The organism is Leptolyngbya sp. GGD (assembly GCF_026735145.1).
In the GTDB taxonomy this organism is placed as follows: Bacteria; Cyanobacteriota; Cyanobacteriia; order Leptolyngbyales; family Leptolyngbyaceae; genus Leptolyngbya; species Leptolyngbya boryana.
In genome coordinates, this window is record NZ_JAPQKE010000001.1 from 1,117,480 (window position 1) to 1,141,580 (window position 24,101).

A 24,101-nucleotide genomic window follows, 5' to 3' on the forward strand; every position below is an offset into this window, starting at 1 on the left:
GCATTGATGGTGTAGACGGTTCAATCATGCCGTTTACACCCCAATTAAAATCTATGTTCAAAGCAGCCGAATCACGAAACTCATCCGACATTCAGGTTTTTCTACGTTGCACTCACAGCGTTCGCCATTTCTGATTGGCTTTGCGACTGAGGAACGCCTTGAATCGTCAGGACGTGACAAGGTGCATGATGCAATACATAATTACTGACACTCCCCATCCAAAACTCTTGGAGACCCCTGAATCCTCGTCGTCCGACGATAATCAGATCGGCATTCCAAGTTTTTGCAGTAGCACAAATGACCTTGCCAGGATTGCCCACATTTTGCGAGAACTCTAGAGCAACCTCTGCTGGTCTCGCCTGTTCTTCTAGTAGCTTCAATCGGTTCAACCCTGCTTGCTCGCGTTCATGCCAGTGTTTCCAATACGCTTGCATTGCCGACTCGGAGACTCCCACATATGGATCACCCGGATAACTCTCCATAAAGGGTTCGAGTACATGCAGGAGCATCAATTCTGCCTGGTTGGTCTTTGCCAATGATAAAGCCTGCTCAAAAATCGCCTGGCTGAGGTCAGAATCATCGATCGCGGCTAGAATTTTGCGAAACATAGTTTAATCTCACTTACTCGTCTTGAGTCTCAGGAATTTTCTACACTTCAAGTTATAGATAACAAAGTTGAGGAACTTGTGAGCAAGGCTATTCAGAACTCTAGAATCCAAGTGTGAAGTGGTGCTCTTGCCTACTCCTTAATCGTGAACTTCTAATCTCTGTCTTCTCTGCTGTCAATCATAACTGTGAAAAAAACTGAGGATAACCTATGCGTGCAATGGTTTTACATACGCCTAATACCTTGCTCAAGCTCACCGACTGCCCGATTCCAACCCCTAATCCTGAGCAAGTACTCATTCACGTGAATGCTTGTGGGATCTGTCGCACAGACTTGCATATTCTAGATGGAGAGCTAACGCAGCCTAAGCTACCTCTGATTCCAGGGCATCAGATTGTTGGAACGGTTGCAGCACTGGGAAGTCAGGTGACGCAGTTTCGAGTCGGTGATCGCATTGGTGTACCTTGGCTTGGTCATACCTGCAATCACTGTCGCTACTGTCAAAGCCAACGAGAAAATTTATGTGATACAGCTGAATTTACTGGCTATCAGATTGATGGTGGATATGCAGAGTACACCGTCGCAGATCACCGCTTCTGCTTTGCGATTCCTGACACTTATCCTGCTTTACAGGCGGCTCCATTGCTTTGTGCCGGATTGATTGGATATCGAGCTTATCAAATGATTGGAGATGCCCAGCGGATTGGATTCTATGGATTTGGAGCAGCGGCTCACATTTTAATTCAAGTAGCCCGCTACGAAGGTCGTCAAGTCTTCGCGTTTACCCGTAGCGGCGATGAGGCAGGTCAACAGTTCGCAAAGAAGCTGGGAGCAGTTTGGGCAGGTGGTTCTGATCAAGTTCCTCCAGAATTACTCGATGCAGCAATTATTTTTGCACCGACTGGTTCTTTGGTTCCAGCAGCACTTCGAGCCGTTGCAAAAGGCGGAGTTGTCGTCTGTGCCGGAATTCATATGAGCAAGATTCCTGCTTTTTCTTATGACTTATTGTGGGGAGAGCGAGTCTTGCGATCGGTTGCGAATCTAACGCGCCGAGATGGAGAAGCATTTTTAGCACTGGCTCCCAAAATCCCTATCCAGACGCAAGTGCAAGCTTTTCCACTGATTCAGGCAAATGAAGCTCTACAAGCATTACGCAATGGACAAATTCAAGGTGCAGCCGTTTTAGAAATCAATCCCTAAACCAGTAATCATGCAACAAAAATACAAATCCATTGCAATCCAAAGTGCTATTATATAGGTGGACTCGTAAAGAGTCTCCAACCTAAAAGCAAATAGCTCAACCATTGATAGCGAGCATTGGTGTGTTAGCTAGCCCAAAGTCAAGTTCTGACTGCGAAGGTTCAGGGGAAGTACGAGATCCGACATCCAAGGTTACGGAGGAACCTAATCTTGAATAGTTCAGTTGGTAGAGGGGATTAATCGATTGTGATTGATCCCCTCTGCGTTGTAAAACACTTTGAAACGTAATATTTCACCCTCACACCTTCTTCAACATTTCGCTGTATAACAAGAATTATAGGAGCTGAATCGACCCTTCAGAATAACTACGAATTTCAGCTTTTATCCGGCAGTACTGACAGCTAGGAGTGGACAAATGCTGAAAAAGATTTTAGTTGCTTTAGATGACTCTGCAATGAGCGCGATCGTATTAGAACAAGCGTTGGCGATCGCACGGGCGATGAATGCTCACCTGATGATTCTTCACGTTCTAGCAGTGGATGAAGCAGGGCTTCCACTAGAAAAATTCTTGAAGGCTGATCAGTCAATGAGCTTTCAAGTAGGGCAAAAGTTTCAGCAGGCGTGGCAAACCTATCAAACTGAATGGGAAACGCGATTGCAATCTTACGTACAGCAAGCAAGCGCCCTTGGTGTCCCCGCTGAAGCATCCCAAAGCTATGGCAATCCTGGGCATGTGATTTGCGATTGGGTCTGGGCATGGAAGGCTGATCTCGTTGTGATGGGGCGACAAGGACAAAGCCAACTTCCGGGTTGGATGATGGGAAGCGTCAGTGCTTATGTGACTCAACACGCCTCTTGTTCAGTCTTCTTGGTGTCTGCTGCGCAAAAACAAGAATCGACTGAGATTCGCGATCGCGCTTTGACTGAAGTTTGATTCATACGGGAATCGAGACAATGAAAGGATTCTTAAACGGTGCAGTTGCATTACTCTCCTGCATTGCTATATTTTCGATGCTTCAAATGAGTCAAGCTCGATCCCCTACTTTGGCACAACTCCGCGATGGAGACTATCAGATTTGCACTCAACCGCCGCCTAAAGGGTGGCAACAAGGCGAAGGAGTCTGTTTTGTGTTTCGGAAGCAGAACCAGCAGATTGAGGGCTATTATGGCTATCCGCACTCGGATGCGTTTGTTTGTCTGCGGGGGCAACTGAATCTTGATCGCCGCATTGTTGGACAGGGTTATCTCGTCTCCTGGGAAGGGAGCCAATGGGGAACTCCTGAAAAGAAAGCATTTTTCTGGGATGAGGAACAACAGCTTCAGCTTGCACAAGGAAGAGTAGTTCGGCATGAGCAGGATGGTCAATCTGAAGCACACTGGATTTTATTTCAGCAAGCAACCTTAAATTTTCAGTCATTTTATCTTTATCCCAAGCCTGAAATGACTGCCCCTCAGCAATTGTGCAATTGGAATTTTGAGCGATCGCTAAAATCTAGCCAGTTGTAGTTGATAGGTACTGACATACCTTACGAATAAACCTGTCCACTGTAAAAAACTCACGAAATCCTCACAAGCTTCAGTTACCTTCAAGGTAGAACATCTTCACTGTGTTCTAATTGATTTTGGGAGGACTGAAGTGCCAATCTGGTGATGTTCATAGGTGAGCCGTGCTAATGGAGGTGACGTATGCTTCATCGATTTTTCCATCTCTCGCATGAGCAGGTGCATGTTTGGAGCAATATCATCCTGCTAATTTTAGTCTTGCTTGTTTGGTTAGTTGTACTAGGAGCACCTGTTATCTGAAGCGCAAATGCTCAAGCCGCCTTCTAAGTTCAGAAGGCGGCTTGATTAGGTTAGCTTGCTCGTGCTTTCTTGAGAGGATTATGCCGAGCTAAAGCGGCTTTGAGTTTTCGCAGTCCAGAGGTTTCGAGTTGACGTACCCGTTCCCGGCTGAGTCCTCCTAATTTTCGTGCAGTAGCAGCACGATTCAAGGGATTGCCATCTTCTAATCCATATCTAGTCTGAATGACTGCCCGCTCGCGAGGCGTTAAACAATAGAGCAAATCTTTTAGTTGTTGATTGAAAATTCTCTCTTCTACTTGCTCTTCGAGAGGTGGAACATCATCTGCTAGTAGATCACCTAACGATGTATCTTCTTCAAATCCGACCATTTGATCGAGCGAAGCAACATGATGAGAGTAAGCGAGCAGTTCCTCGAAGGCTTCTCTGTCTATCTCCATTGCATCTGCTATTTCTTGTTGAGTCGGTTGCCGCTTTAACGTTTGACTAAGCGATCGATAAGTCTTTTTTAGGCAGTTCAAGCGTTCGATCACCGAGGTCGGCAGACAAATCGATCGCGATTGAGTTGCGATTGCTCGGCTAATTGTTTGGCGAATCCACCAGTAAGCATAAGTTGAAAACTTGTATCCTCGCGTCGGATCGAACTTCTCGGTTGCTCGGGTCAGTCCCAGACTGCCTTCTTGAACCAAATCCATCATATCGAGTCCGCGATAGGTGTAGTGCTTTGCAATACTCACAACCAATCGTAGGTTTGCCTTAATCATTGCTTGCTTTGCTCGATTGCCAACTCGGATGAGTTCCCTTTGTTCATGAGTCCGCTGGTCTTCAGGAATCTCCGACAAAGACTGCATGACCTGAATTTGTTGGGCGAATTGTTGTTCTTCTGATCGACTGAGCAGAGGCACCTTGCCAATTGTTTTTAAGTAGTCGCGCACTAAATCGTGGCTCATATAACCTCCTCTTTCAATCCAACTGCATTCTTGAATAAGACTGTGAGGAAGTTGTGAGGAGAAGTGATAGAGATTACTCAGATATTCTATTTTCTACGGACGCTGACACTGAGGTGAATCAGTCTTGCCTTTTTACTTCCAGCCAATTCATCTAGCATCAATACAAACAAGCTTGGCTCAGCACTTTCAGGGAGAATGCGCGAGTTCTGAAAGTGGGACAACTCGATAGCCTTGACGATCGAGCATCGGTAAAATCTTTTCTAGAGTCGTAGCAGTTCTTTTTCCCCACATTCCGGTATCGTGCAAAATGATGATCGACCCAGGACGAATCTTGCAGAGAATAAACAAGCTTGCAAACCAGGATGAAGGGATATGCGTGTCGTAGGGAAAGATATCACCTAAAACCACCCGATATCCATGCTTCTGAGCGATGTCGATCGTAGATTTCTTGTACCAACCTCCACCCGGGCGAAGCCACTTCGGGCGTGTATACTTGGACAGAATATTCTCAGCTTCGATGACTGCTGCTTCAAACTCTATTTCTGACAGCAAAACGCTCGGTTCGTCTTGGGTGAGATGATTGCCAACTTCATGTCCTCGATCGAGTAGTTCAGTTATCAACTCTGGATTGGGTTCGACTCTGCTACTAATCAAGAAAAATGTGGCATGAACTTGATACTTTTCTAGCACGCTGAGGATTTTCGGAGTGGTTGCTGGATCGAGTCCATCATCGATCGATAAAGCTACGATTCGTTCCTGGGTTTTAAAAAAGTAGGTCACTCCTGGAGACAACTTCTCAATGATTCTCAACAGCCAACGAAGTTGAAACAAGAGTACGACTATCAACCCTAAAAGCAACTCCAAAGAGATTAAAAAGATTTGAGAGTAGGACATATTCGCTCCGTTAGAATGTCGATCGCATCAATTGAAGGCAATGATAATGGCGATTCCATTCTCAAACGCATTGGCGCAGGAATTATTAGAAACGTATGGTTCGCCGTTATATGTTTATCAGGCAGAGCGATTGGACACAACGATCGCTGAAATTACTCAAGCGATTCCTTATCCAAAAACAAAGTTTCATTTCGCCAGCGTCACGAATGGAAATCTTGCGCTCCTCAAGCGGTTTCTGAAAGCGGGTTGGGGGCTACATGCGAATACGCCCGGAGATGTGTATTTAGGGCTTCATGCTGGATTTGAGCCGCATCAGATTGTGTATAGCGGCAGTAACTTGAGCCGTGAGGATTTTGAGCAGATTTTCGACTGGGGGATAAGGCGGATTAATCTCGATAGTGTTTCGCAGGTTCAGCAATGTTGCGAGATTGCTGAATCTCCGATCGAGCTAGGACTCCGCTTGAATTTACCTGAAATTACGGGAGAAAGCCGGATTGGGGTGCATCCTGATGAGTTTCGAGATGCGATCGCAGTTTCTAAATTTCCGATTACCGGATTGCATTTCTATCGCGGCACAGGCACGAATGCGACTGAGGCATTTACTCAAGTGATTGATACTGTCATTAATGTGGCTCAACAGCTTCCAGATTGGCGGGTGCTAGATTTTGGCGGAGGATTTGGATATCCCTATCGCAAAGACGGCGCGCGATTTGATTGGCAAGAATTTGGCACAGTGCTGAGTGAGAAATTGAGCGATGTGGAATTGATTATTGAACCGGGGAGAGCAGCGATCGCGGAATCAGGTTGTCTTCTTGCCAAAGTCGTTTCAGTGAAATGGCAGGGAGAAAAGCAGATTGTTGGAGTTGATACGTCGATCGCGAATTTAGCAGTGTTAGCTGTGCATGGTGGCTATCGCGAGATTGTGACCTGGAAGGAGGGAGCGTATTACTTAACCGATATTTGTGGAAATACAACGTATTCGCGAGACTATTTAGGCAAGAGTTGTCAATTGCCTGCACTTAGCGTTGGCGATCGTGTTGTAATTTTAGACACTGGAGCATACGGTTATGCAATGTCTTCGCATTTCTTACATCGGTTTAGACCTGCGGAAGTTTTACTGGAAAATCAGATACATCGATTGATTCGCGATCGAGAAGATTATTCGGTTTTGCTAGGGGGACAGAGATGAAATGTATTGAATGTGGAACAAATAATTGGTTAAGCGATCGCACAAAAAATCAAGGCTTCTGTAGAAAGTGTCAACATCAATTTGCATTTGAGCCTGTGCATATGGAAGGCTCGAAAATGACAGATCAGTATTTTAAGGAGACAATTTCTTCAATCTCTAGTGGTGATATTCTTTTCTTTACAGAGAAACAGTTTTTATATGCAATAAATCGTAGATTAGCTCGTTATAAAATCACTGATGCAGAAGATAAAATTCCGACTTCAATCAATACATTTGGAGTAATTTTTATAATTTTAAGTGTTATTAGTTTTACAAGTTCTGAAATTCGTGAGCTTCCATTTTCTGATAATCTTATTGCAATTCTGGTTTTATCTTTTGTGTTCAGTCTATTTGCTTCACCTTTGATATATGCTGCTGATTTATTGTTTGGAAATAGAAGACAGAAGCAATTTTCAGTAACGGAGGCAGAATTGCATGGCTGGATTGAACGCTGGAAATTTGTGGGCAATTCGATCGATAAGCTTTTAGATCCACCTCAGCTTACAGCAGCAGCAGCAACAATCAGCGACGAGGTGAGTGCGTATAGCTTTGATCGAGTGATTATTTGTGATCGCGCTACGATCGCACAACTTTTAATTGCAAATAATGTCCACTTTGAAAATAGCTGTGCGATTCTCAGCCTAAATGGTTATCCTGCTGCAATTTTTGACACAGTGATGCAAATGTTGAGAAGAAATTCAGATTTAACAGTTTATGTTTTACATGACGCAACACCGCAAGGAATCAGTTTAATTCATACCTTAAAGACCAGTTCTGAATGGTTTGAAAATCAGACCCTACGATATTTTGAATTAGGGCTTTTACCTCGACAAGCGATCGGAAAACGACAAATGATTGTCAATCAATCGGCTGTCTTTGTTCAAGAAGCAGAATTACTTCCGGAATCAGTTCGCCAATCTTTATCAAAAGCAGAATTGGAATGGCTCGATCGAGGATATTACGTCGAACTTGAATCTTTCTCACCTCGCCGCATTATCCGAGTTGTCACCCAAGGAATTGCAAAAAGTTTCGAGCCAAACAATTCTGATACTCTAGTTGAGTTTGAAGAAAATGATTGGAGCAATAGTTCTACCTATTATGCAGATAGTTTTGGTTAGCTTCAGATGATTTCATCGAATCAAAGTATTTCAATCATTCCAAATCCCCTAAATTTGGGCAATTCAGGAAACACAAGCCGCTAACAACAAAGCGCGATCGATACTAGGAGCAATAGCTATGGGCATGAAATGCATACAATGTAATACCGATAATGATCTGCGCGATCGCACAAGAAACTCCGGGCGCTGCAAAAATTGCAATCATTCATTCGTCTTCGAGCCAAGTGCCGAAAGTAATCCCCGCTTAAAGTTTACCGATGCCTTCTTCCAAAAAGCACTGCAAGATATTTCAAATAACGGAACGATCCATTTCACCCCTAGACAGCTTCAATACTTACTCGATCGACGATTAAACAAACTGACTAGCTTTCATCCCATTGTTTTACTCATTTTCAGTTTCATTGTTATTGTTATTTCTATCTTTTTGTTCCTCGCAAATCCGGTGATTACTATCATTGGAATATTCGTTTCAGCTTCCCTACTATCTGGAGCCTGGAAAAGCTTTCAAGAAAGAAGAAACCCCCGCCCCGAACTGATTACGCTGCCTCAAGTTCGAGAATGGCTGCGTCGCTGGCAAACGATTAACGGCGATACGACCTTGCTTTTACCGCCTCTTGCACAGTCCGCTCAACCGCGATCGATTAGTCCCGATGTCAGTGCTTATAGTTTCGATCGAGCAGTAATCTGCGATCGTGATGAGATTGCTCAATTTCTCATTGCAAACAATTTCCACTTTGAAAACAACTGTGCTGTTCTTAGCATTGATGGCTATCCACAAGATATTTTCTCAACTGTGATGGAAATGCTCAAACGCAATCCGGAGCTAAAAGTGTATGCCATTCACAATGCTGATGCCAAAGGCGTGAACTTAGTCCATCAACTGCGAACTGATCCGAATTGGTTTGGGGATCAACCGATTCAAATTTTTGATTTAGGACTTTCACCTTATCAAGTACTGAAAGGCAAACGATTCCGAGTCATCCAATCTTCTCCCTCTCAAACCCTCTCTAGTGAGGCACGCCAATCTTTAGCACCTCAAGAAGTGCAATGGCTAGAAGCAGGCAATCTAGTCGAACTCGACTCATTGATGCCTCAACGATTGCTCCAAGTTCTCAATCATGGAATTGCCACCAGCCAGAGCAGCGATTTGGGAAGCGATTCTGGAGGCGATTTCTTCTTGATGACGGATACGTCGAGTAGCAGCGTTTATGGAGCGGACAGCTTTGGCTAGAAATTTTCTGTTTCGGTCAATCGCTGTACTGCAAGCCGCACGATCGACAACACTAAAATGATCAAAAACATGACCAGCCCGATCGTGCAAGCATAACTAATCTGCAATTCCCCAAAGGCTTGATCATAAACGTAATACACGATCGTCTTAGAACTATTCAGCGGGCCTCCTTTGGTCATGATAAAAATCTCTTCAAAGACCTTCGTTGCCGAAATCGCACTGATCACTGCAACTAAGAGCAAGTAAGGCTGCATCAAGGGCACAGTAATATCCCAATGCTTCCGAATCCCGTCTGAACCGTCGATCGCTCCCGCTTCATAAAGTTCTTCTGGAATCGACTGCAATCCTGCCAAATAGATCACCATGTAGTAGCCCAATCCCTTCCAGATGGTGACTGCCATGACGCTAAAAAGCGCCAAATTCGGATCAGTCAGCCAGGGAACTCCAGAAAGTCCCAGCGATCGCAGAAATTGATTCAATAAGCCATTGTCCGCATAGAGCCATTTCCAGGCGATTCCAGCGACGACCATCGAAATAATCACCGGAGTGTAGTAAGCCACCCGAAACCAGCGAATCCCTTTGAGTTTCTGATTGACTAAAATCGCTAAAGCTAAAGGTGCGATCGCCAAAACTGGAACGACACAAACCAAATACAAAATCGTATTGCGGAGCGTTTGCCAAAACACTCGATCGCCACTCAACCGCTTAAAATTTTCCCACCCGATCCACTCCGGCGGCGCAATCAGATCGTACCGGGTAAAACTGAGATAAAACGCTTGCAGTGCTGGATAAAAAACCGTTAGCCCCAACACAATCAAAGCAGGCAACAGAAACAAATAAGGCGTGAGTCGCCTCTGAATCGGATACCAGCTTTCGAGAAATATCTTATTCATCGGGTATGAGTTTGCGAAAAGCCAACTCACACTTTACCTCTAATCGATTTCTTCTGCTTCAACTCGTCTAATCGCCCGTCGAGCTGGTAAAACTTGCGTCCGGCGACGATTCAAATATCCCGGATATTCATCGTGAATCACTTCGATCGTTCGAGACGGACGTTGCTGTTTCGCAAATAAAACGAACATCCCCACTAAAGCAATTCCGCCTCCAAATGCGAGAATCACGCCCCCAAGCATCCAAAGTAAATTCGAGAACACGGGGTTCTCTTCGATCGACGAATTTGGATTCGCAGCTCCAGGCTTTTGCAAAGTCAAGTTCGACTTGCTTTGAGCATTCATCGTATCGATCAGTGCCTGCTGGCTTTGAAGTTGAGTCTTCAGTTGCTCAGTCTGAACTCGTTGCTGCTCGACCAAAGCCTTTAATTGCTCAGTTTCAATTCGCTGCTTTTCAGTATCCACAGGAGCGGGCGGCGCAGTTGGAGCCACACCAACGGGCGCACCTGGCGCAACACCTGGATAGCCGTAATTGGGAAGGGGTTGAGTTGGGGCAAGTGTGGGTGAGTTTGTACTCACGCCTCCTTTCAACAAAACGACAGCCGCAAGACCTGCGAGTGCCGCTCCTCCTAAAAATGATGTCGTTTCACTCATCTCCCCTTCACCTTTCTCATACTGGATTGCGATGCTCCGGTGCGATCTCCTAAACAGTATTCTGCGTATTGTGACTCAATCCAGGATTTTCGGATGAATTAATGGGTGACTTTGCCACCTCATTCAGTAATTCCTCTACCTATTCAAGGACAGAATCTCCAATTTGTCTATATCAGTTTATCCAGATCTCGATAAAAAGTTGCATTTCCTAACAAATTTAATGATTAGGTTGATTGAATTTGCATCATTTTCGCTGGAGACTAGAGTGCCCTTTCATTGAAGAAACTCTACTTTTTGAAGTTATGCCCGTTGGCAGAGGAGAACGGCAAACCACTGATTCGGATCAGTCCAAACTTGCACACAATCAAGGTTTTTTGCAGAGAGTAATTCTTTCATTTCTTCTAAATCGAATTTGCGTGAGATTTCACTCAAAATTGTTTCACCCTCGCGAAATTCTACCGTTAAATTTAACGATTGGAGATGGACAGTTTGCGCGCTCAAACTCTGTAAATGCATTTCGATTTGGCGATCGCGCTCGTTATAAATTGCCACATGCGCAAACTGTGCGAGATCAAAATCTCCTTGAAATCGCTGATTCAAATGGCGCAACATATTTAAGTTGAATTCGGCAGTGATGCCTTGTCGATCGTTATATGCCGCTTCTAATTGAGCGCTGGATTTGTGTAGATCAATTCCTAACAGAAAATATTCTTTAGGATTTAAAGCCGCCGTGATTTGGCTGAGAAAGAGATCACATTCGGCAGGACTCAAATTACCAAGCGTGCTGCCAATAAATCCGATCAGTCTCGTCGGCAGTTGAGCATGAGGGAGCTTTTTCAATGCCAGTTCATAAGTTCCAACTAATCCATACACTTCTAGGTCTGGATAATCGATTAAAAGGCTTTGGGCACTGCTTTCTAAAATTCCTGCACTAATATCGATCGGACAATAAATTAAAGGATGTCCCGCAGATCGATAAGCATCAAGCAAAATTCTCGTCTTGGTTGAATTTCCGCTGCCTAATTCGATCAACTCACACGCACCTGTAATGTCAACGATTTCGGGCGCACAAGTATTCAGAATCTCAGTTTCGGTGCGGGTTAAATAATATTCGGGGAGTTCAGTAATTTGTTCAAACAGCAGAGAACCGCGATCGTCATAAAAATATCGAGGTGGTAGTGTTTTCGGAGTCTGGCTGAGTCCGCGAACCACATCACTCCCCGGATGTAATTCATCTTCAGACGGGGTTGAGCGATCGACGAGATAAGCAAGATGAATCCGATCAGACAATTGAGACGTATAAGACGCAGACATCCGAACTAAGCTCCTTTCACCACAACACAGCGAAATCCAGCGAAAATTTCGCGAACCTGGGGATAATACCAGTTTCGGAAGGAATTGCGCATCGCCCAAGGGAAAGTTGCCCAACTTCCTCCTTTTAAGACTCGATGTTTTCCATCAAAGTACTGCTGGGAATAGCCTGGGTAAGGATAGCTCTCAAAGTTGGCATAGCCCGCAAACCAGGTTGATGTCCATTGCCAAACTTCACCTAGCATATTTTGAGATCTGGCTGCTTTTTCCCATTCTGCCTCGCTGGGCAAACGCTTGCCGACGAATCGCGCATAGGCGTCTGCTTCGTACCAACTTACGCCACAAACGGGCTGGTCTGCTTTGCCAGAGTAAAGCGGTTGCGTGATTTCGTTGGATTTCACCCAGTCCCAGCCTTCTGCTGTCCAATATTCGGGCTGCTGATATCCGCCCGCTTCAATGAACGCTCGATATTCTCCATAGGTGACAGGATGGCGATCGATCCAATAGTCATCTAAATAGACTGAATGTGCTGGACGCTCATTGTCTTGGGCTTCGATCTCATGACTGCCCTGGATAAAATTTCCTGCTGGAATCAGGATCATGTTGTTGAATTTCTCTGAGGTATGACTCGCTTGGGAATGCCCCCTAAATCCCCCATTCTGGGGAACTTTGAAACTAGAGCATCCGGCTTGAAGTCCCCCATACATGGGGGATTTAGGGGGCTGAATCTGCCCAAATCGCAGCGAGGAACTCTCAATTAACGCCAGTACGATCGCAATTGTCTCTGCATGTTGACATTCATGTTGGATCAACCATTTCCACAGTCGTTCTTGCTGTTCGAGGGGCGCGATCGCTAAATACTCAAATACTTGCGATCGCACAATTTCCAAATACTCTAAAACAGTCGCAATCTCTGGTAATTTCACCCGTTGAGATTTTGGCAATCCATCTTGAGCAAATAAGCGATGATATTCCGGCATCAAAGGCGGATACCCTGCTAAACGCTGCAAAATCCAAAGTGCTTCCGTATAAGCAATATGTCCCACATGCCATCCGATCGGGCTGAAATCAGCATGTGCCTGGGTGCAGAACGTGTCGTAATCAATTGATCGAATTCGCTCTAAGGTTCGCGATCGACACTGCTGCATGTCAGAACGAATTTCAGATTGGAGTGATATCAAGCTTGAGGTCATGATGAACAGTCAACAAACAGCGATCGGGCAATGCTTTCCAGTTTCCATCAAACATCGGTTCAGAAACAACCAAGACTGAGCCAGAATCTTGCAAGTAATAGAGCGTTGGAGTTGGTACACCCTGAGCATATCGAGATGCCACAAGTTGATTGCCATCACTCAAAATCAGATTGGCAGAAAACGGAGTTTGATGTGCTTCACCTAATTCCATCAATACTTTTAGAGTGTGATGCAGTGCTTCGGTGAGATTTGCGCTGGTTTCTAGTTCATCAATTACAGTTGCAAAGATATGCTCTGAATCCGTCAATCCCTGAATGAATTGATACGCCAGATCACTTAAGCGATCGCGCATCGGACGATATAGAGTCTGCCGAAAGTCTTTGATGAATCCGTTGTGAATGCCTAGAAGCGATGCATGTTGAAAGGGTTGGCAATTACTCAAATCGGTCGCTAATCCTGCGGTTGCACTCCGAACATTTGCTAGGACACAGCCTGATTCGACATATCGACTCAAACTCTGCAAATTCAAGTCATTCCAAATGGGTAGCGTATTTCGGTAAGTAAAAGGCTCTGCTTTGCGCGTAGCATGATACCAACCGACTCCAAATCCATCCGCATTCAACAATCCTGCGGTCATTTCTTTGGGCTGATAGCTTTGGACAACGAGAGAATGATCAGGCTGAGAAATCAAGCGATCCAGCAAGACAGGCTGTCCGAAATAGCCAAGTAATCGACACATATGAAACTCATCGATCGAACTTTCTCATGGTGACACAAACCTTTCAATTATGGTTTCCACTGAAAAGCCGCGATCGCGAGACACGCCCATCCAATCAAAAATCCTGCTCCCCCCAAAGGTGCAACGGCTCCTAAAATCTTCACTCCAGACAAAGAAAGCGCATAAAGACTGCCCGAGAAGAGAACAATGCCGCCGATAAATGCGATGCCTGAAGTTGTGAGGAGAGTCCCACTCAGTTCAGCGCGGCTCATGAATAGGGCGACGAGGATTAGTGCGATCGCGTGATACATCTGATAGCGCGCCCCAGTTTCAAAAATGCTTAAAGCTCGATCGTCTAATTTGGCTCGTAAAGCATGAGTTGCAAAAGCACCGAAAGCCACTGACAAGCCTGCCAGAATCGCTCCTGACGCTAAAAAAAATCGGATCATAAATACTTCACCTCAATGGATTTTGAAGGAGTTTTCAGAGAGTGAAAACCTGATCTGTGTAGAAGACTTCTGAAACATAAAAGCTCTCCTGAGTATTCAAGAGAGCTTTTAAAGTCGAATTCGAGAAGCTTAGTAAGCGTCTTGAAGTTCGTAGAAATCGTGCGCGATGTAATCTTTGCGAAGTGGATAGCCAACCCAATCTTCTGGCATCAGCAATCGCTTCAGATTCGGATGTCCTTCGTAGACAATCCCATACATATCGTAGGATTCACGTTCTTGCCAATCTGCTCCTTTCCAAATCCAGAAGACCGAAGGCACTTTCGGATCTTCACGCGGCAAAAAGACTTTCAACCGAACTTCATCCGGCTTGACCACATTGTCGCTCACCTTAATCAGATGGTAAAAACTCACCAACTGATCGCCAGGACCGACATCATAAGCACCTTGACACTGAAGACAGTTAAACCCATACGCTTGAAGTGCTGTTGCAAAAGGGATCAGCAATTCTGGCTCAACTTTGATCATTTCTACACCGCTTGCATCCAAGCCGATGAATTCATGATCAAACCCGTTCTCAGTCAGCCACTTTGAAGTTTTACCCGCTTCAACGATCGTTGATTGTTGTTCTTCAGCCACGATCGACACCCTCCTTTGCTTCTTGCAAGACTGCCGGGACTTCTAGACCCATTGCTTCAGCCAATTCACGCGGCGGCGCAATCCGGCTTTCAGCTTGGAGATATTTCCCATCGTGAATTACTTCAGCAGGAATCATGCTGTGAGTCGTGCTGTAGTAGCGATGAGTTTGACGCAACTGAGCACGTTCTTGAATCGATTCGTTAGAAACTTTTTTGCGCAGTTTGATGATCGCATCCACGATCGCTTCAGGACGAGGAGGACAACCCGGTAAATAAATATCCACCGGAATCAGTTTGTCAACGCCTCGCACTGCGGTCGGTGAGTCTACACTGAACATTCCACCCGTGATCGTGCAAGCGCCCATTGCGATCACATATTTCGGTTCAGGCATTTGTTCATAAAGACGAACCAACGCCGGAGCCATTTTCATCGTGATCGTGCCAGCTGTAATAATCAAATCAGCTTGGCGGGGGGTCGATCGCGGAACCAATCCAAAGCGATCGAAGTCAAATCTTGAACCAATCAAAGCTGCAAATTCGATAAAGCAGCAAGCGGTTCCAAACAGCAAAGGCCACAGACTCGAAAGCCTTGCCCAGTTATACAAATCGTCTACCGTCGTCAAAATGACATTTTCCGACAATTCTTGCGTCACACTAGGACGCTCGATCGGATTAATAATCGACCCGCCATTGAGCGAAGCCGCTTCTGGATTCATGACCATTCCAATGCTCCTTTGCGCCAAGCGTAGACGAGTCCAACAACTAGAATTGCAATGAAAATTAGGGCTTCAATAAACGCTAACAAGCCTAAACGATTGAAAGCGACCGCCCAGGGATACAAAAACACCGTTTCCACGTCGAAGATCACAAAGACCAAGGCGAACATGTAATAACGGATATTAAACTGAATCCAGGCTCCGCCCATTGGCTCCATTCCGGATTCGTACGTCGTACGGCGTTCAGGACCTCGACGGCTAGGGCGAACTAGCTTAGAAGCCAGAAGAGCCAGAACCGGAACTAAGCTGCAAATCAGCAAAAAGCCTAAAAGATATTCATAACCACTTAGGACATACACAGGTATTCGCCGCCTCTCGTTCTACAAAAATGGACTTCGCGCTTTACACTCTCATTATTATAGTGTGCTGCAATTTCTCATGGTGCGCTGAAATACTTACTAAATCAAGAACTTTCAGAGATCGCTTCTAAATCGAAGCCATCAAGAAAAATCTATCAGAATCAGATTCAACTCCCAGATCAGTATATGTGATACGCAATCCCTCGATCGACGTTCAGAATGATCGCAAAATGTCATAATAATTAACGTACATTTTAAGGTTTGGGTAACTCCCTGACGTTTGCCATGAGTACCGAATCTGTTGAACCCCAAGAGAATGCTGTCGAAACGCCTGCACCGCTTGAGCCAAAAGATATGGATCAACATGAGTGTGCGGCTTGTGGATATATCTATCAGCCGACCAAAGGCGACGATCGCTCAGGCATCGCTGCAGGTGTTGCATTTGAGGAATTGCCAATTACCTGGAAATGCCCAGTCTGTGGCGCTCCTAAGAAACGCTTTCAGAATATTGGTCCGCTCAATGCTCCGTCTGGATTTAAGCAAAATTTGGGATATGGGTTTGGGGTGAATACCTTAACACCGGGGCAGAAAAACCTGCTAATTTTCGGTGCGCTGATTGTTGGATTTATTTTCTTTTTAAGTCTTTATGGCTTACAGTAACGAACCCTTTTATTTATTGAGATCAAGTGCAATGTATCGGATTTTGAGAGCCTGGAAACAGTTTGTAATATTATTGGCAGTTGTCTTCCTGGCGACTGGATGTAAAGGGTTTTTGCCAGCGGTTGTGAATAATCCCTGGCAGGTGGTTCCGTTACCGATCGAAGAAAATATGCTCGATATTAGCTTCACCGGTGACAAGCAGCATGGCTGGATGGTCGGCACCAATACGGCATTGCTCGAAACTACAAATGGCGGAAAATCCTGGAAGCAAAAGATTCTGAATTTAGGTGAGCAGTCCTATCGTCTGACTTCAGTAAATTTTTCTGGAGATGATGGTTGGATTGCTGGACAGCCTTCGATTCTGCTGCATACGGGTGATGGCGGTAAGTCTTGGGCACGTCTGCCATTGAGCAGCAAGCTTCCTGGCTCTCCTGAGAAGATCGTTGCATTGGGCAAAGATACGGCTGAGATGACCACGGACGTTGGAGCAGTGTATCGCACAACGGACGGTGGTAAAAACTGGAAAGCTTTGGTGAAAGAAGCGTTTGGGGTGATGCGGAGTATCGATCGCACTCCCGACGGAAAATACCTTGCAGTATCTTCGACCGGAAACTTCTTCTCAACTTGGGAACCCGGTCAAGACATTTGGCAGCCTTTCAACCGGAATAGCTCACGCAAATTACAAAATATGGGATTTGCGCCAGATGGTCGGCTGTGGATGTTGGCAAGAGGCGGGCAGATTCAATTCACAAATTCAGCGAGTCCTGAAGACTGGTCAGAAGCACAGAATCCTGAATTCTCAACCAGTTGGGGTTTATTGGATCTCGGCTATCGCACACCGAATGAACTCTGGGTCGTCGGTGGCAGTGGTAACCTGTTAGCTAGCTTCGATGGCGGTAAATCTTGGCAAAAGGATCGCGATGTTGAGAACATTCCAGCGAACCTCTACAGGATTATGTTCTTTGACTCGAAGACAGGTTTCATTATGGGGCAACGCGGCACGTTGTTGAAATATGAGCCGGTGGCTTAGAAATTAGGGGAATAGGGGAAGGAGTGAAGGGTGACTATTTTATAAACTCCCCCACTCCCTATCTCCCCATCTCCCCAATTATGAGAAACACGGGATCAAATTTTAACGATCGACTTGTGAGGGCATCTCCCGTCCCGTATGATACAGATAAGGCTTTTGTTCGTTGACTTCTGGAGAGAGCAAACATGGCAGGTACTACTGGTGAGCGCCCGTTTGGCGACATTGTAACTAGCATTCGCTACTGGATTATTCACAGCATCACGATTCCGGCATTGTTCATTGCGGGATGGTTGTTTGTCAGTACGGGATTGGCGTATGACGTGTTTGGCACGCCTCGCCCGAACGAATACTATCCAACTGCACGTCAAGAGCAGCTTCCGATCGTCAGCAACCGCTCGGCTGCAAAACAGCAAGTGGATAAATTTGCTTCGCAAGTTGGAAAGTAGTTTTGAGTCAAAAAGGTTGAGAAAATTATGACAGGCAACACCCCGAACGAACCTATTTCATATCCGATTTTTACAGTCCGCTGGTTGGCAGTTCATACTTTGGCTGTGCCAGCAATCTTCTTCATTGGCGCGATCGCGTCGATGCAATTTATTCAACGATAGGAGTTTGAACCGTGGCAGGAATTAAAGGCGCTCCCAACCCTAACAAGCAGCCCGTTGAACTTAACCGGACTTCTCTGTATTTGGGGCTTTTGTTGATTTTTACGCTGGGAATTTTGTTCTCTAGCTATTTCTTCAATTAGTGTTTGATTGTTCAGATTGCTGTTTTAGTTAGGAGGTAAGACCGTGCAGACTGGTGGAAGAATTCCCCTGTGGCTTGTAGCAACTGTTGCAGGCTTGGGCGTGATCGGTGTAATGAGCTTGTTTTTCTATGGTTCTTATACCAGCATTGGCTCTTCGCTGTAAGTTCATTCAAAGATAAGAAAAAGCCGCCTAGTACTAGGCGGCTTTGTTTTGCTAATGCGTTTGGAACCAAGAGGCTTAGATGCCGCTTGGATCTTCACGTTCGATGTACAAGAACAACAAGCCCATGACAACCGTGGGAAGTAACCAGGTCACAACGGGAATGAGAATCCAAGGCAGATATGAAGCTGCATATGAACCTGTCATAAGAAAAGTTTCCTATTCGTTAGATGATTCCATTTGTGAATTTACATGCCTTGGGTAACGCTGAGCGCGTTGCTCTTAGAATTCTTAACATTAGAAGACGTTCTGACAGGGACAACTGCTTTTGGAAAAGCTCAATGGTTTCAGGTTAGGTTTGTCAGACTTGGGCTGAGCTATAAGGAAATCGAGTCCGTATCGAGATCGTCGAGCCATAAGTCCGGCAGTTCTTCCGGGACAACTTGGCGAGTCACAATAACCTTGTGGCTTTCTCGATTCGTCATCACTTCAACGGCGATCGCTTCGATTTGAATTTCAACACACTCAAAGGGGACTTTGATTTCGGTGGTGGCTTCAAGGTTGCCATGTCCGTCCGGTTTGAAGTCGATGATCCAGCGTGAGGGTTCGATTAAGCTGCGATTTTGGCGATCGCTCACCCAGAGCTTGGCATAAATTTTCGGCACAATGTCTGGGAGTTTGAGGCGGACAGTCGTTGATTTTCCACCGATGAGTTCTGGTTCAGCAATCAGAACGATCGGATCGGGGACAGGCTCCGTTTCAGGCAGCAGCAGTGGATTACGGGCACGTTCAGATGCGATCGAGTGATTACGACGCGAGATAATCAGATCATTCAGAGGTAAAATCGGCTCGTCATCAACCACAAACTCATTGACGACCTCATCAGAACTAGGCTGAAGATTGAGTGTGGCAGTTTCGGGGATAGAATCTCGATCGTCTGCTTGAACTTTGAGGTCGCTGGCAGGTGCAGATTCTTCGAGCGGCGCGAGATAGAGATCTTCTACCTTAGGCGGTTCTGGCTCTTGAATCGGTTCTGGCTCTTGAATTGGGTCTGGTGTGACTTCAAGTGGGACAAATGCGCCAGAGAGCGGAATTTCTAGCTGAGTTCCATCGGTGTATTCCGGGTTCGCGACATCAGGCTGAATGCCAAAAGTAGGAAGGTCGAGTTTGCGGCGGACATACGGATTGGGTTGGCGCAGTTGCGGCGGCAAACTGGAAGATTCTTTGACCGTAAAGTTTGTGCCTTCAGATTCTTTGGCAGTTGTGACGAAATTCAGAAACGTGAGATTGAGCGGGGGATGTGCAGCAGTGGGGCGAGTCGTCGGGAGATCGAGCATGTCTTCTGCCATGTTGCGATCGCTTCGCTTCGCTTCGTGCATCGCATCGACTAGCTCATCTACAGCAGACATCAAACTAAAAGATTGGGTTGCTAACGCAGGATGACCTTCCACTCTGAGATCGTGCAGGGTGATCTCGCCCAAAATGACCTGAGTCTTGAGTTCAATCGGCAAGGTGACGCGATACTTCAACTGAAAGGGTAAAGCTTCGTTTTGAAGCATTTCGCGGGTTTCTAGAAGCATTTTCGAGCTTTGGGGATCACGCAGACAGATTCGCAGTTCTGCATGAGCGATTTCGGTCAATTCTTCAGACGCAATTTGCCCCGAGATCGTTAACGGTTCACCGCGATTAGCAATAAAGGTGTCTTGCACGAGCGCGATCACCACAACAGAATCCGGCAACATCGGATTCTGTGGCACTCTGAAATCTTCATAAGGCGATTCTGAAACTAAGCCATATTCTCGTAAAATCTCGTCTGCGATCGTGCCGGATTCGGATTCGGCATCCTGCAGAATATCATCGATAGAAAGTAAATCAGCAGACGTTTCTTTGGGTTCTAACAGGTCGGATTCTAAAGCAGGGGCGACAAATTCGAGCGTGGCGTGCTCTGCGTCTTCCCAGTCAGGGTTCCAATCTTCGACGAGATCAGCCGCGATCGATAAAACTTTCAACTGCATTGACTGCACGGTTCCTGTTTCAGAGGTGCATTGAAACTCCCAGAAACCGGGAAGGAGGGTTGTGTAGGGAATGACTACCATCAGTCCTTTCTGATTGGTCTGCTGAGTGCGAGTCTGAGTCCGGCGTTTGGGAGGAATTTCGTCGATCGCATCGTAGCGGACTCGGACTGAAACCGAGGTGTTTTTGAGTGGAGATTTTGCGGCGATGCGATACCGACCTTCGAGAATCTCGACATCGGCGGTGTCGAGCGGTAGCCAAGCGCGATCGCCATCTTGCTGAATTAAAAATTCCCAGGGTTGCATGTCAGGCATAGGTCGGTAAAGAGGCGTTCACCAGAATTTGCAGTTAACAGGGTATACCATGTCTGGCGGATTTTGGCGAATTTATTGCATTGATTTTAAGTGAGAGAGTGGGGAGTGGGAAGAAAGAGCAAGCGCTTATCTTTTCAGGGCTGTAGGTAAGGCAGCACAAAAAAGCTCGATCGACAAAGGCGATCGAGCTAAATTGGCAAGATATTTCAGTACGGGTAGAAATCTAGTTAAACTCTAGTTAAATGCGCCCGTGAAGATTTTATCGATGATCGGGAAGTTCGATAGGAGCAAGAAAGCAACGGCTGCGCCACCGGTTGCTCCGACGAAGAATCCACCTGCAAATTGGCTCCAACCTTCAGAGGTTTGCAGCGAATCTGTTGCGGAGTCATTATCTCCTTGGAAAGTAGCTAAGCCATAGGTTGAAAGGCAAGCCGTTGCGATCAAAATCAATGCAATTGCAGAAATTAATCCGCCAACTGCTGCATGATCAGAGTCGCGCAGAGGACCTAGGAGCGTCCAAGGACCGACCAAAAAGTACCCATGTGCCATTCCGATTTCAAGACCGCGCAACAGGGGCGATAAGCCTTTCCGGTAAGCCGGGAGGTTACCGATGAAAGCGCGGGTGAAGCCAGAATCACTGATAGGGGTCGAGAGATGTCCTGTGAACGGATCGCCGTTGTAAGGTTTAATAAGCTCGTCAGCCATATCTTAATATTTCCTAATGATTCTGAAGAGAACAAAAAGAATTCGAGACCATTGTAAGTATGACGGGGGGCTGATCCTGACAAATGCTTCAGAAAAGTTCACTATCTGAGATAAGAAGGAAATGATTTGGTTTTTGCGGCTACAAATTGCTCTAACACGGTTTGGCGGAGTAACTGTTGCGGCATAAAACCTTGAGCCAAAATAAAATCGTGAAAAGCAGTTTGATCAAACTGCTGACCCATCTGTTTTTCGACTTCTTGACGAAGCTGCATCAGCCTTTGATAGCCGTAGAAATAAGAAGGCGCATGACCCGGAAGTTTCACCGTGTAACGATTAATTTCTTGCTGAGCAAAGAACTTTGAGAATCCAACATCTTCAGTCAGAATTCGCATGGCTTCGTTGATCGAGACTTTTCCGAGATGCAGTTCTGGCTCCAGAAATGCTCGTGCTGCTCGGAGTAACTGAAACTGGAGCGAAATAAATTGCCCCTCGATCGGCATAAATGGCAACGTAATTGCTTCTGCATATAGTGCCCATCCTTCATGATTTGCAGGATTGTAACCAAAGCGCGATCGCGCTTCTGACGTGCCTTTGTCCTGAATCGTCGTGAATTGTAAATCGTGTCCGGGTCTACCTTCATGTGCGGTCAGTGTCCAGGCAACGGCGGGATAGGTAAAGTCATCGTAAGCTCGCGGCTGTTTGTCAGGTTTTAGCAGTGGAACAATGAACACACCCGCAGTTTTTTGCGAGGATTTGGGCGGGAAATATTGGGGAACTGGGAAATTGGTGTTTTCTCGATCGTTGGTTAAGCGAATGGTCAGATTTCGTTTTGGCAATGTGACTAGCTTTTCTCGTCGAATGATCGCTTCGAGATCTTTTTGGCGTTGTTCATATTGAGGCAGAATCTTGTCTGCGGGTAATTGTTCTTTTTTCAAACTGCGGATAACTTCTCGATATCCTGTGGTTTGTAAGCCTTTTTGTTTCGCAACTTGAGCCGCGAGGACATCCATTTCTTGTTGGATGGATTCAAATGCAGTGTGAGCTTGCTTGAGCAGTTCATCGATCGAGATTTCAACGCCTCGTTCTTGTAATTCCAGTGCGTAAAGTTCTGGTGACAATCGAAAATCTAATCTTGATTTCGGCAAAATTTCTTGCCGAACAAAGGTTGTATATTTTGTGATTTGAGCTTTCAGCTTTGTATAACTTTCTTGATCGATTTTCTGTTGCTCTAAGCGTTTCTGAATTCGCTCTAGTTGAAAGGATGTATTCGATAAATCCTTCTCGATTTGCGACTTAGAGGGAAAGAAAATATTGGGACGAGACACAGATCCGCGCAGATTTTGAATGGCTAAAGTCGCGATCGCTGGTTTTCCCGTTTCGTCTCCATTCAATTGCTGCAATAGTTTCACGAGATCCGGTCTGCTCAAATCATCTAAGCTATTGTGAATCTCTTTAGCTAAATCGACATAAGGTAGGCGAAGTTGGCGATGGAATTCATCTGATTTCAATGATTCAGTTGCAGACTGGATCAGAATTTCTAAATCGAGTTTTACGGCAGGATCGCGTTCTTGTTTGAGCTTCGTCTGAAACCTTTGAAGGAGAGTATTGATGCCTTTCTCACGGCACTGTCCATAGTTTGAATCCAGTTGCAGCAGGGATTTGCTCAGGGCTAAATCGCTACATTGTTTGGCTGATTCGGCTTCGGTCAATAAATTTGTATTCTCGTTGCTACGCTTGATCCAATCGGGTTGTGCAGATGCGATCGCATCAACGACCGAATGAGACATGATCGCAAAGACAAAAGTCGCGATCGCCAACCATAACACTGTTTTACGTGAGACTCGCACGACACGACGAATAATCTTCACAATCTAAAATCAACCTCTAAAATCTAAGCACGCTACTGTTTACACTGAAGCGAATCAAATACAGTCGAGGCTTTTTCTGCTGCCGTTTTGAGATCCTGTCCATTCGTCAGCAAATTCACAACATACCGACTATCTTCTAAATTCACACTAGCGCGATAAATCACGGTAGCTTGCTCAGGAGAATCGGGGTACTTCAACTGCCCTTCGCGAATCACAACTGAGGTAGACGTGCCACAGAGATTTTTGTTCTCCACCCGCACGGATTTAATCTTCAGTTCTTCCTCATCCGCACCCAAGGCAATGCTATCTAAAATGCGATCGACTTGCTTGCGTCCCGATTCTTGCTCGATGGGAACCCGTGCGACTAAGAGCTGAATGTCCGGTTCATCTCCTTCACTGGCGATCAATGCCACTTTCGCCCCTGCAAGATTCACGCCCAATAAGCCCTGTGATGCTCCTGGCAGTGAATAACTCATAATATTGCTGGCGATCGCTTCTGCCCGTTGGGGGGTTGCCGCATTGCTCAAAAACTTGAGCGCTAACCCTGTTAAACCAACTCCTAATGTGGCGATCGCGCCGAGTACGATCGCGACCGTTTCCCAAATCGAGACTTTGTACTGCGGAATTCTAGATGGTACTTCTCTCATGAG

At 45.8% G+C, this 24,101-nt stretch carries 29 protein-coding genes; 12 read left to right on the forward strand and 17 right to left on the reverse strand.

The window, feature by feature from the left end; genetic code table 11:
* Positions 1-101 precede the first annotated feature (101 nt).
* Positions 102-608 carry a universal stress protein gene (locus tag OU814_RS05245; protein ID WP_017290044.1) on the reverse strand — a complete coding sequence of 169 codons (507 nt, stop codon included), beginning with the start codon at positions 606-608 and terminating at the stop codon, positions 102-104.
* Positions 609-817: 209 nt separating this feature from the next.
* Between OU814_RS05245 and OU814_RS05250 the strand changes: the two genes are divergently transcribed.
* The 3 genes from OU814_RS05250 to OU814_RS05260 all read left to right on the forward strand — a co-directional run bounded on the left by OU814_RS05250 (position 818) and on the right by OU814_RS05260 (position 3,313).
* Complete coding sequence (locus tag OU814_RS05250; protein WP_268181093.1) at positions 818-1,807, forward strand: zinc-dependent alcohol dehydrogenase family protein; 990 nt, start codon at positions 818-820, stop codon at positions 1,805-1,807.
* A gap of 415 nt (positions 1,808-2,222) precedes the next feature.
* Positions 2,223-2,741 carry a universal stress protein gene (locus OU814_RS05255; protein ID WP_017290042.1) on the forward strand — a complete coding sequence of 173 codons (519 nt, stop codon included), beginning with the start codon at positions 2,223-2,225 and terminating at the stop codon, positions 2,739-2,741.
* 20 nt (positions 2,742-2,761) lie between these two features.
* Positions 2,762-3,313, forward strand: coding sequence for a hypothetical protein (locus tag OU814_RS05260; RefSeq protein WP_017290041.1), 552 nt, complete (start codon positions 2,762-2,764; stop codon positions 3,311-3,313).
* Positions 3,314-3,660: 347 nt separating this feature from the next.
* Here OU814_RS05260 and OU814_RS05265 read toward each other — a convergent pair whose 3' ends face one another.
* Both OU814_RS05265 and OU814_RS05270 read right to left on the reverse strand, forming a co-directional pair.
* Complete coding sequence (locus OU814_RS05265; RefSeq protein ID WP_268181095.1) at positions 3,661-4,557, reverse strand: sigma-70 family RNA polymerase sigma factor; 897 nt, start codon at positions 4,555-4,557, stop codon at positions 3,661-3,663.
* 186 nt (positions 4,558-4,743) lie between these two features.
* Positions 4,744-5,451 (reverse strand): chitin deacetylase family protein, encoded by a 708-nt coding sequence (locus OU814_RS05270; RefSeq protein WP_268181097.1) that lies wholly within the window; start codon positions 5,449-5,451, stop codon positions 4,744-4,746.
* Positions 5,452-5,497: 46 nt separating this feature from the next.
* Between OU814_RS05270 and OU814_RS05275 the strand changes: the two genes are divergently transcribed.
* The 3 genes from OU814_RS05275 (at position 5,498) to OU814_RS05285 (ending at position 9,028) form a co-directional block, all read left to right on the forward strand.
* Positions 5,498-6,640 (forward strand): diaminopimelate decarboxylase family protein, encoded by a 1,143-nt coding sequence (locus tag OU814_RS05275; protein ID WP_268181099.1) that lies wholly within the window; start codon positions 5,498-5,500, stop codon positions 6,638-6,640.
* Between the two features lie 377 nt (positions 6,641-7,017).
* On the forward strand, positions 7,018-7,797 hold the full coding sequence (locus OU814_RS05280) for a hypothetical protein (RefSeq protein ID WP_268181101.1): 780 nt from the start codon (positions 7,018-7,020) through the stop codon (positions 7,795-7,797).
* Between the two features lie 124 nt (positions 7,798-7,921).
* Positions 7,922-9,028: a hypothetical protein gene (locus tag OU814_RS05285; protein WP_268181103.1), complete on the forward strand. Its 1,107-nt coding sequence runs from the start codon at positions 7,922-7,924 to the stop codon at positions 9,026-9,028.
* Here OU814_RS05285 and OU814_RS05290 read toward each other — a convergent pair.
* The 9 genes from OU814_RS05290 to ndhC all read right to left on the reverse strand — a co-directional run bounded on the left by OU814_RS05290 (position 9,025) and on the right by ndhC (position 15,953).
* Positions 9,025-9,921 (reverse strand): carbohydrate ABC transporter permease, encoded by an 897-nt coding sequence (locus OU814_RS05290; protein ID WP_190653090.1) that lies wholly within the window; start codon positions 9,919-9,921, stop codon positions 9,025-9,027. The genes OU814_RS05285 and OU814_RS05290 overlap by 4 nt on opposite strands.
* Positions 9,922-9,960: 39 nt before the next feature.
* Positions 9,961-10,572: a hypothetical protein gene (locus tag OU814_RS05295; RefSeq protein WP_017290034.1), complete on the reverse strand. Its 612-nt coding sequence runs from the start codon at positions 10,570-10,572 to the stop codon at positions 9,961-9,963.
* Positions 10,573-10,872: 300 nt separating this feature from the next.
* Entirely contained in the window at positions 10,873-11,886 is a 1,014-nt protein-coding gene (egtD, locus tag OU814_RS05300) for an L-histidine N(alpha)-methyltransferase (RefSeq protein ID WP_268181105.1), read from the reverse strand.
* A 5-nt stretch (positions 11,887-11,891) separates the two neighbouring features.
* Positions 11,892-13,076: an SUMF1/EgtB/PvdO family nonheme iron enzyme gene (locus tag OU814_RS05305; protein ID WP_268181107.1), complete on the reverse strand. Its 1,185-nt coding sequence runs from the start codon at positions 13,074-13,076 to the stop codon at positions 11,892-11,894.
* Positions 13,045-13,815 (reverse strand): ergothioneine biosynthesis protein EgtC, encoded by a 771-nt coding sequence (gene egtC, locus OU814_RS05310; RefSeq protein ID WP_190653093.1) that lies wholly within the window; start codon positions 13,813-13,815, stop codon positions 13,045-13,047. Before egtC ends, OU814_RS05305 begins: the two co-directional genes overlap by 32 nt.
* A 47-nt stretch (positions 13,816-13,862) precedes the next feature.
* Entirely contained in the window at positions 13,863-14,243 is a 381-nt protein-coding gene (locus OU814_RS05315; RefSeq protein ID WP_268181110.1) for a DUF423 domain-containing protein, read from the reverse strand.
* Between the two features lie 129 nt (positions 14,244-14,372).
* The gene (locus tag OU814_RS05320; RefSeq protein ID WP_017290029.1) at positions 14,373-14,879 is read right to left on the reverse strand and encodes an NAD(P)H-quinone oxidoreductase subunit J; all 507 of its coding nucleotides are present in this window, start codon (positions 14,877-14,879) and stop codon (positions 14,373-14,375) included.
* Positions 14,872-15,600, reverse strand: coding sequence for a photosynthetic/respiratory NAD(P)H-quinone oxidoreductase subunit K (ndhK, locus tag OU814_RS05325; RefSeq protein WP_026148872.1), 729 nt, complete (start codon positions 15,598-15,600; stop codon positions 14,872-14,874). The genes OU814_RS05320 and ndhK overlap by 8 nt, the downstream gene beginning before the upstream one ends.
* The gene (ndhC, locus tag OU814_RS05330) at positions 15,591-15,953 is read right to left on the reverse strand and encodes a photosynthetic/respiratory NAD(P)H-quinone oxidoreductase subunit C (protein WP_026148871.1); all 363 of its coding nucleotides are present in this window, start codon (positions 15,951-15,953) and stop codon (positions 15,591-15,593) included. Before ndhC ends, ndhK begins: the two co-directional genes overlap by 10 nt.
* A gap of 285 nt (positions 15,954-16,238) precedes the next feature.
* Between ndhC and OU814_RS05335 the strand changes: the two genes are divergently transcribed.
* The 6 genes from OU814_RS05335 to OU814_RS05360 all read left to right on the forward strand — a co-directional run bounded on the left by OU814_RS05335 (position 16,239) and on the right by OU814_RS05360 (position 18,554).
* Positions 16,239-16,613: a rubredoxin gene (locus OU814_RS05335; RefSeq protein ID WP_017290026.1), complete on the forward strand. Its 375-nt coding sequence runs from the start codon at positions 16,239-16,241 to the stop codon at positions 16,611-16,613.
* Positions 16,600-17,643 carry a photosynthesis system II assembly factor Ycf48 gene (locus OU814_RS05340; RefSeq protein WP_017290025.1) on the forward strand — a complete coding sequence of 348 codons (1,044 nt, stop codon included), beginning with the start codon at positions 16,600-16,602 and terminating at the stop codon, positions 17,641-17,643. Before OU814_RS05335 ends, OU814_RS05340 begins: the two co-directional genes overlap by 14 nt.
* A 185-nt stretch (positions 17,644-17,828) precedes the next feature.
* A complete protein-coding gene (gene psbE / locus OU814_RS05345; RefSeq protein ID WP_017290024.1) occupies positions 17,829-18,089 on the forward strand; it encodes a cytochrome b559 subunit alpha in 261 nt (86 codons plus the stop codon).
* Between the two features lie 27 nt (positions 18,090-18,116).
* Complete coding sequence (gene psbF, locus OU814_RS05350; protein WP_017290023.1) at positions 18,117-18,251, forward strand: cytochrome b559 subunit beta; 135 nt, start codon at positions 18,117-18,119, stop codon at positions 18,249-18,251.
* 11 nt (positions 18,252-18,262) lie between these two features.
* A complete protein-coding gene (locus OU814_RS05355; protein ID WP_431191177.1) occupies positions 18,263-18,391 on the forward strand; it encodes a photosystem II reaction center protein L in 129 nt (42 codons plus the stop codon).
* Between the two features lie 43 nt (positions 18,392-18,434).
* Complete coding sequence (locus OU814_RS05360) at positions 18,435-18,554, forward strand: photosystem II reaction center protein J (protein ID WP_071596184.1); 120 nt, start codon at positions 18,435-18,437, stop codon at positions 18,552-18,554.
* Positions 18,555-18,629: 75 nt separating this feature from the next.
* On the opposite strand, the gene OU814_RS05365 is transcribed toward OU814_RS05360, so the two are convergent.
* From OU814_RS05365 to OU814_RS05385, 5 genes are all read right to left on the reverse strand, one after another.
* Positions 18,630-18,758, reverse strand: a complete 129-nt coding sequence (locus tag OU814_RS05365; protein ID WP_017290022.1) for a photosystem I reaction center subunit VIII — start codon at positions 18,756-18,758, stop codon at positions 18,630-18,632.
* A 170-nt stretch (positions 18,759-18,928) separates the two neighbouring features.
* Entirely contained in the window at positions 18,929-20,878 is a 1,950-nt protein-coding gene (locus tag OU814_RS05370; protein ID WP_268181117.1) for a hypothetical protein, read from the reverse strand.
* Positions 20,879-21,112: 234 nt separating this feature from the next.
* Positions 21,113-21,583: a photosystem I reaction center protein subunit XI gene (locus tag OU814_RS05375; RefSeq protein ID WP_017290020.1), complete on the reverse strand. Its 471-nt coding sequence runs from the start codon at positions 21,581-21,583 to the stop codon at positions 21,113-21,115.
* Positions 21,584-21,684: 101 nt separating this feature from the next.
* Positions 21,685-23,451: a DUF885 domain-containing protein gene (locus OU814_RS05380; protein WP_268181119.1), complete on the reverse strand. Its 1,767-nt coding sequence runs from the start codon at positions 23,449-23,451 to the stop codon at positions 21,685-21,687.
* Positions 23,452-23,483: 32 nt separating this feature from the next.
* Positions 23,484-24,098 (reverse strand): hypothetical protein, encoded by a 615-nt coding sequence (locus tag OU814_RS05385; protein WP_017290018.1) that lies wholly within the window; start codon positions 24,096-24,098, stop codon positions 23,484-23,486.
* Positions 24,099-24,101 lie beyond the last annotated feature (3 nt).

Coding starts and splice junctions, on each gene's coding strand:
- OU814_RS05245 (WP_017290044.1), bottom strand. CDS start 608: ATGTTTCGCAAAATTCTAGCCGCGATCGATGATTCTGACCTCAGCCAG.
- OU814_RS05250 (WP_268181093.1), top strand. CDS start 818: ATGCGTGCAATGGTTTTACATACGCCTAATACCTTGCTCAAGCTCACC.
- OU814_RS05255 (WP_017290042.1), top strand. CDS start 2,223: ATGCTGAAAAAGATTTTAGTTGCTTTAGATGACTCTGCAATGAGCGCG.
- OU814_RS05260 (WP_017290041.1), top strand. CDS start 2,762: ATGAAAGGATTCTTAAACGGTGCAGTTGCATTACTCTCCTGCATTGCT.
- OU814_RS05265 (WP_268181095.1), bottom strand. CDS start 4,557: ATGAGCCACGATTTAGTGCGCGACTACTTAAAAACAATTGGCAAGGTG.
- OU814_RS05270 (WP_268181097.1), bottom strand. CDS start 5,451: ATGTCCTACTCTCAAATCTTTTTAATCTCTTTGGAGTTGCTTTTAGGG.
- OU814_RS05275 (WP_268181099.1), top strand. CDS start 5,498: ATGGCGATTCCATTCTCAAACGCATTGGCGCAGGAATTATTAGAAACG.
- OU814_RS05285 (WP_268181103.1), top strand. CDS start 7,922: ATGAAATGCATACAATGTAATACCGATAATGATCTGCGCGATCGCACA.
- OU814_RS05290 (WP_190653090.1), bottom strand. CDS start 9,921: ATGAATAAGATATTTCTCGAAAGCTGGTATCCGATTCAGAGGCGACTC.
- OU814_RS05295 (WP_017290034.1), bottom strand. CDS start 10,572: ATGAGTGAAACGACATCATTTTTAGGAGGAGCGGCACTCGCAGGTCTT.
- egtD (WP_268181105.1), bottom strand. CDS start 11,886: ATGTCTGCGTCTTATACGTCTCAATTGTCTGATCGGATTCATCTTGCT.
- OU814_RS05305 (WP_268181107.1), bottom strand. CDS start 13,076: ATGACCTCAAGCTTGATATCACTCCAATCTGAAATTCGTTCTGACATG.
- egtC (WP_190653093.1), bottom strand. CDS start 13,815: ATGTGTCGATTACTTGGCTATTTCGGACAGCCTGTCTTGCTGGATCGC.
- OU814_RS05315 (WP_268181110.1), bottom strand. CDS start 14,243: ATGATCCGATTTTTTTTAGCGTCAGGAGCGATTCTGGCAGGCTTGTCA.
- ndhK (WP_026148872.1), bottom strand. CDS start 15,600: ATGGTCATGAATCCAGAAGCGGCTTCGCTCAATGGCGGGTCGATTATT.
- OU814_RS05335 (WP_017290026.1), top strand. CDS start 16,239: ATGAGTACCGAATCTGTTGAACCCCAAGAGAATGCTGTCGAAACGCCT.
- OU814_RS05340 (WP_017290025.1), top strand. CDS start 16,600: ATGGCTTACAGTAACGAACCCTTTTATTTATTGAGATCAAGTGCAATG.
- psbE (WP_017290024.1), top strand. CDS start 17,829: ATGGCAGGTACTACTGGTGAGCGCCCGTTTGGCGACATTGTAACTAGC.
- psbF (WP_017290023.1), top strand. CDS start 18,117: ATGACAGGCAACACCCCGAACGAACCTATTTCATATCCGATTTTTACA.
- OU814_RS05365 (WP_017290022.1), bottom strand. CDS start 18,758: ATGACAGGTTCATATGCAGCTTCATATCTGCCTTGGATTCTCATTCCC.
- OU814_RS05370 (WP_268181117.1), bottom strand. CDS start 20,878: ATGCCTGACATGCAACCCTGGGAATTTTTAATTCAGCAAGATGGCGAT.
- OU814_RS05375 (WP_017290020.1), bottom strand. CDS start 21,583: ATGGCTGACGAGCTTATTAAACCTTACAACGGCGATCCGTTCACAGGA.
- OU814_RS05385 (WP_017290018.1), bottom strand. CDS start 24,098: ATGAGAGAAGTACCATCTAGAATTCCGCAGTACAAAGTCTCGATTTGG.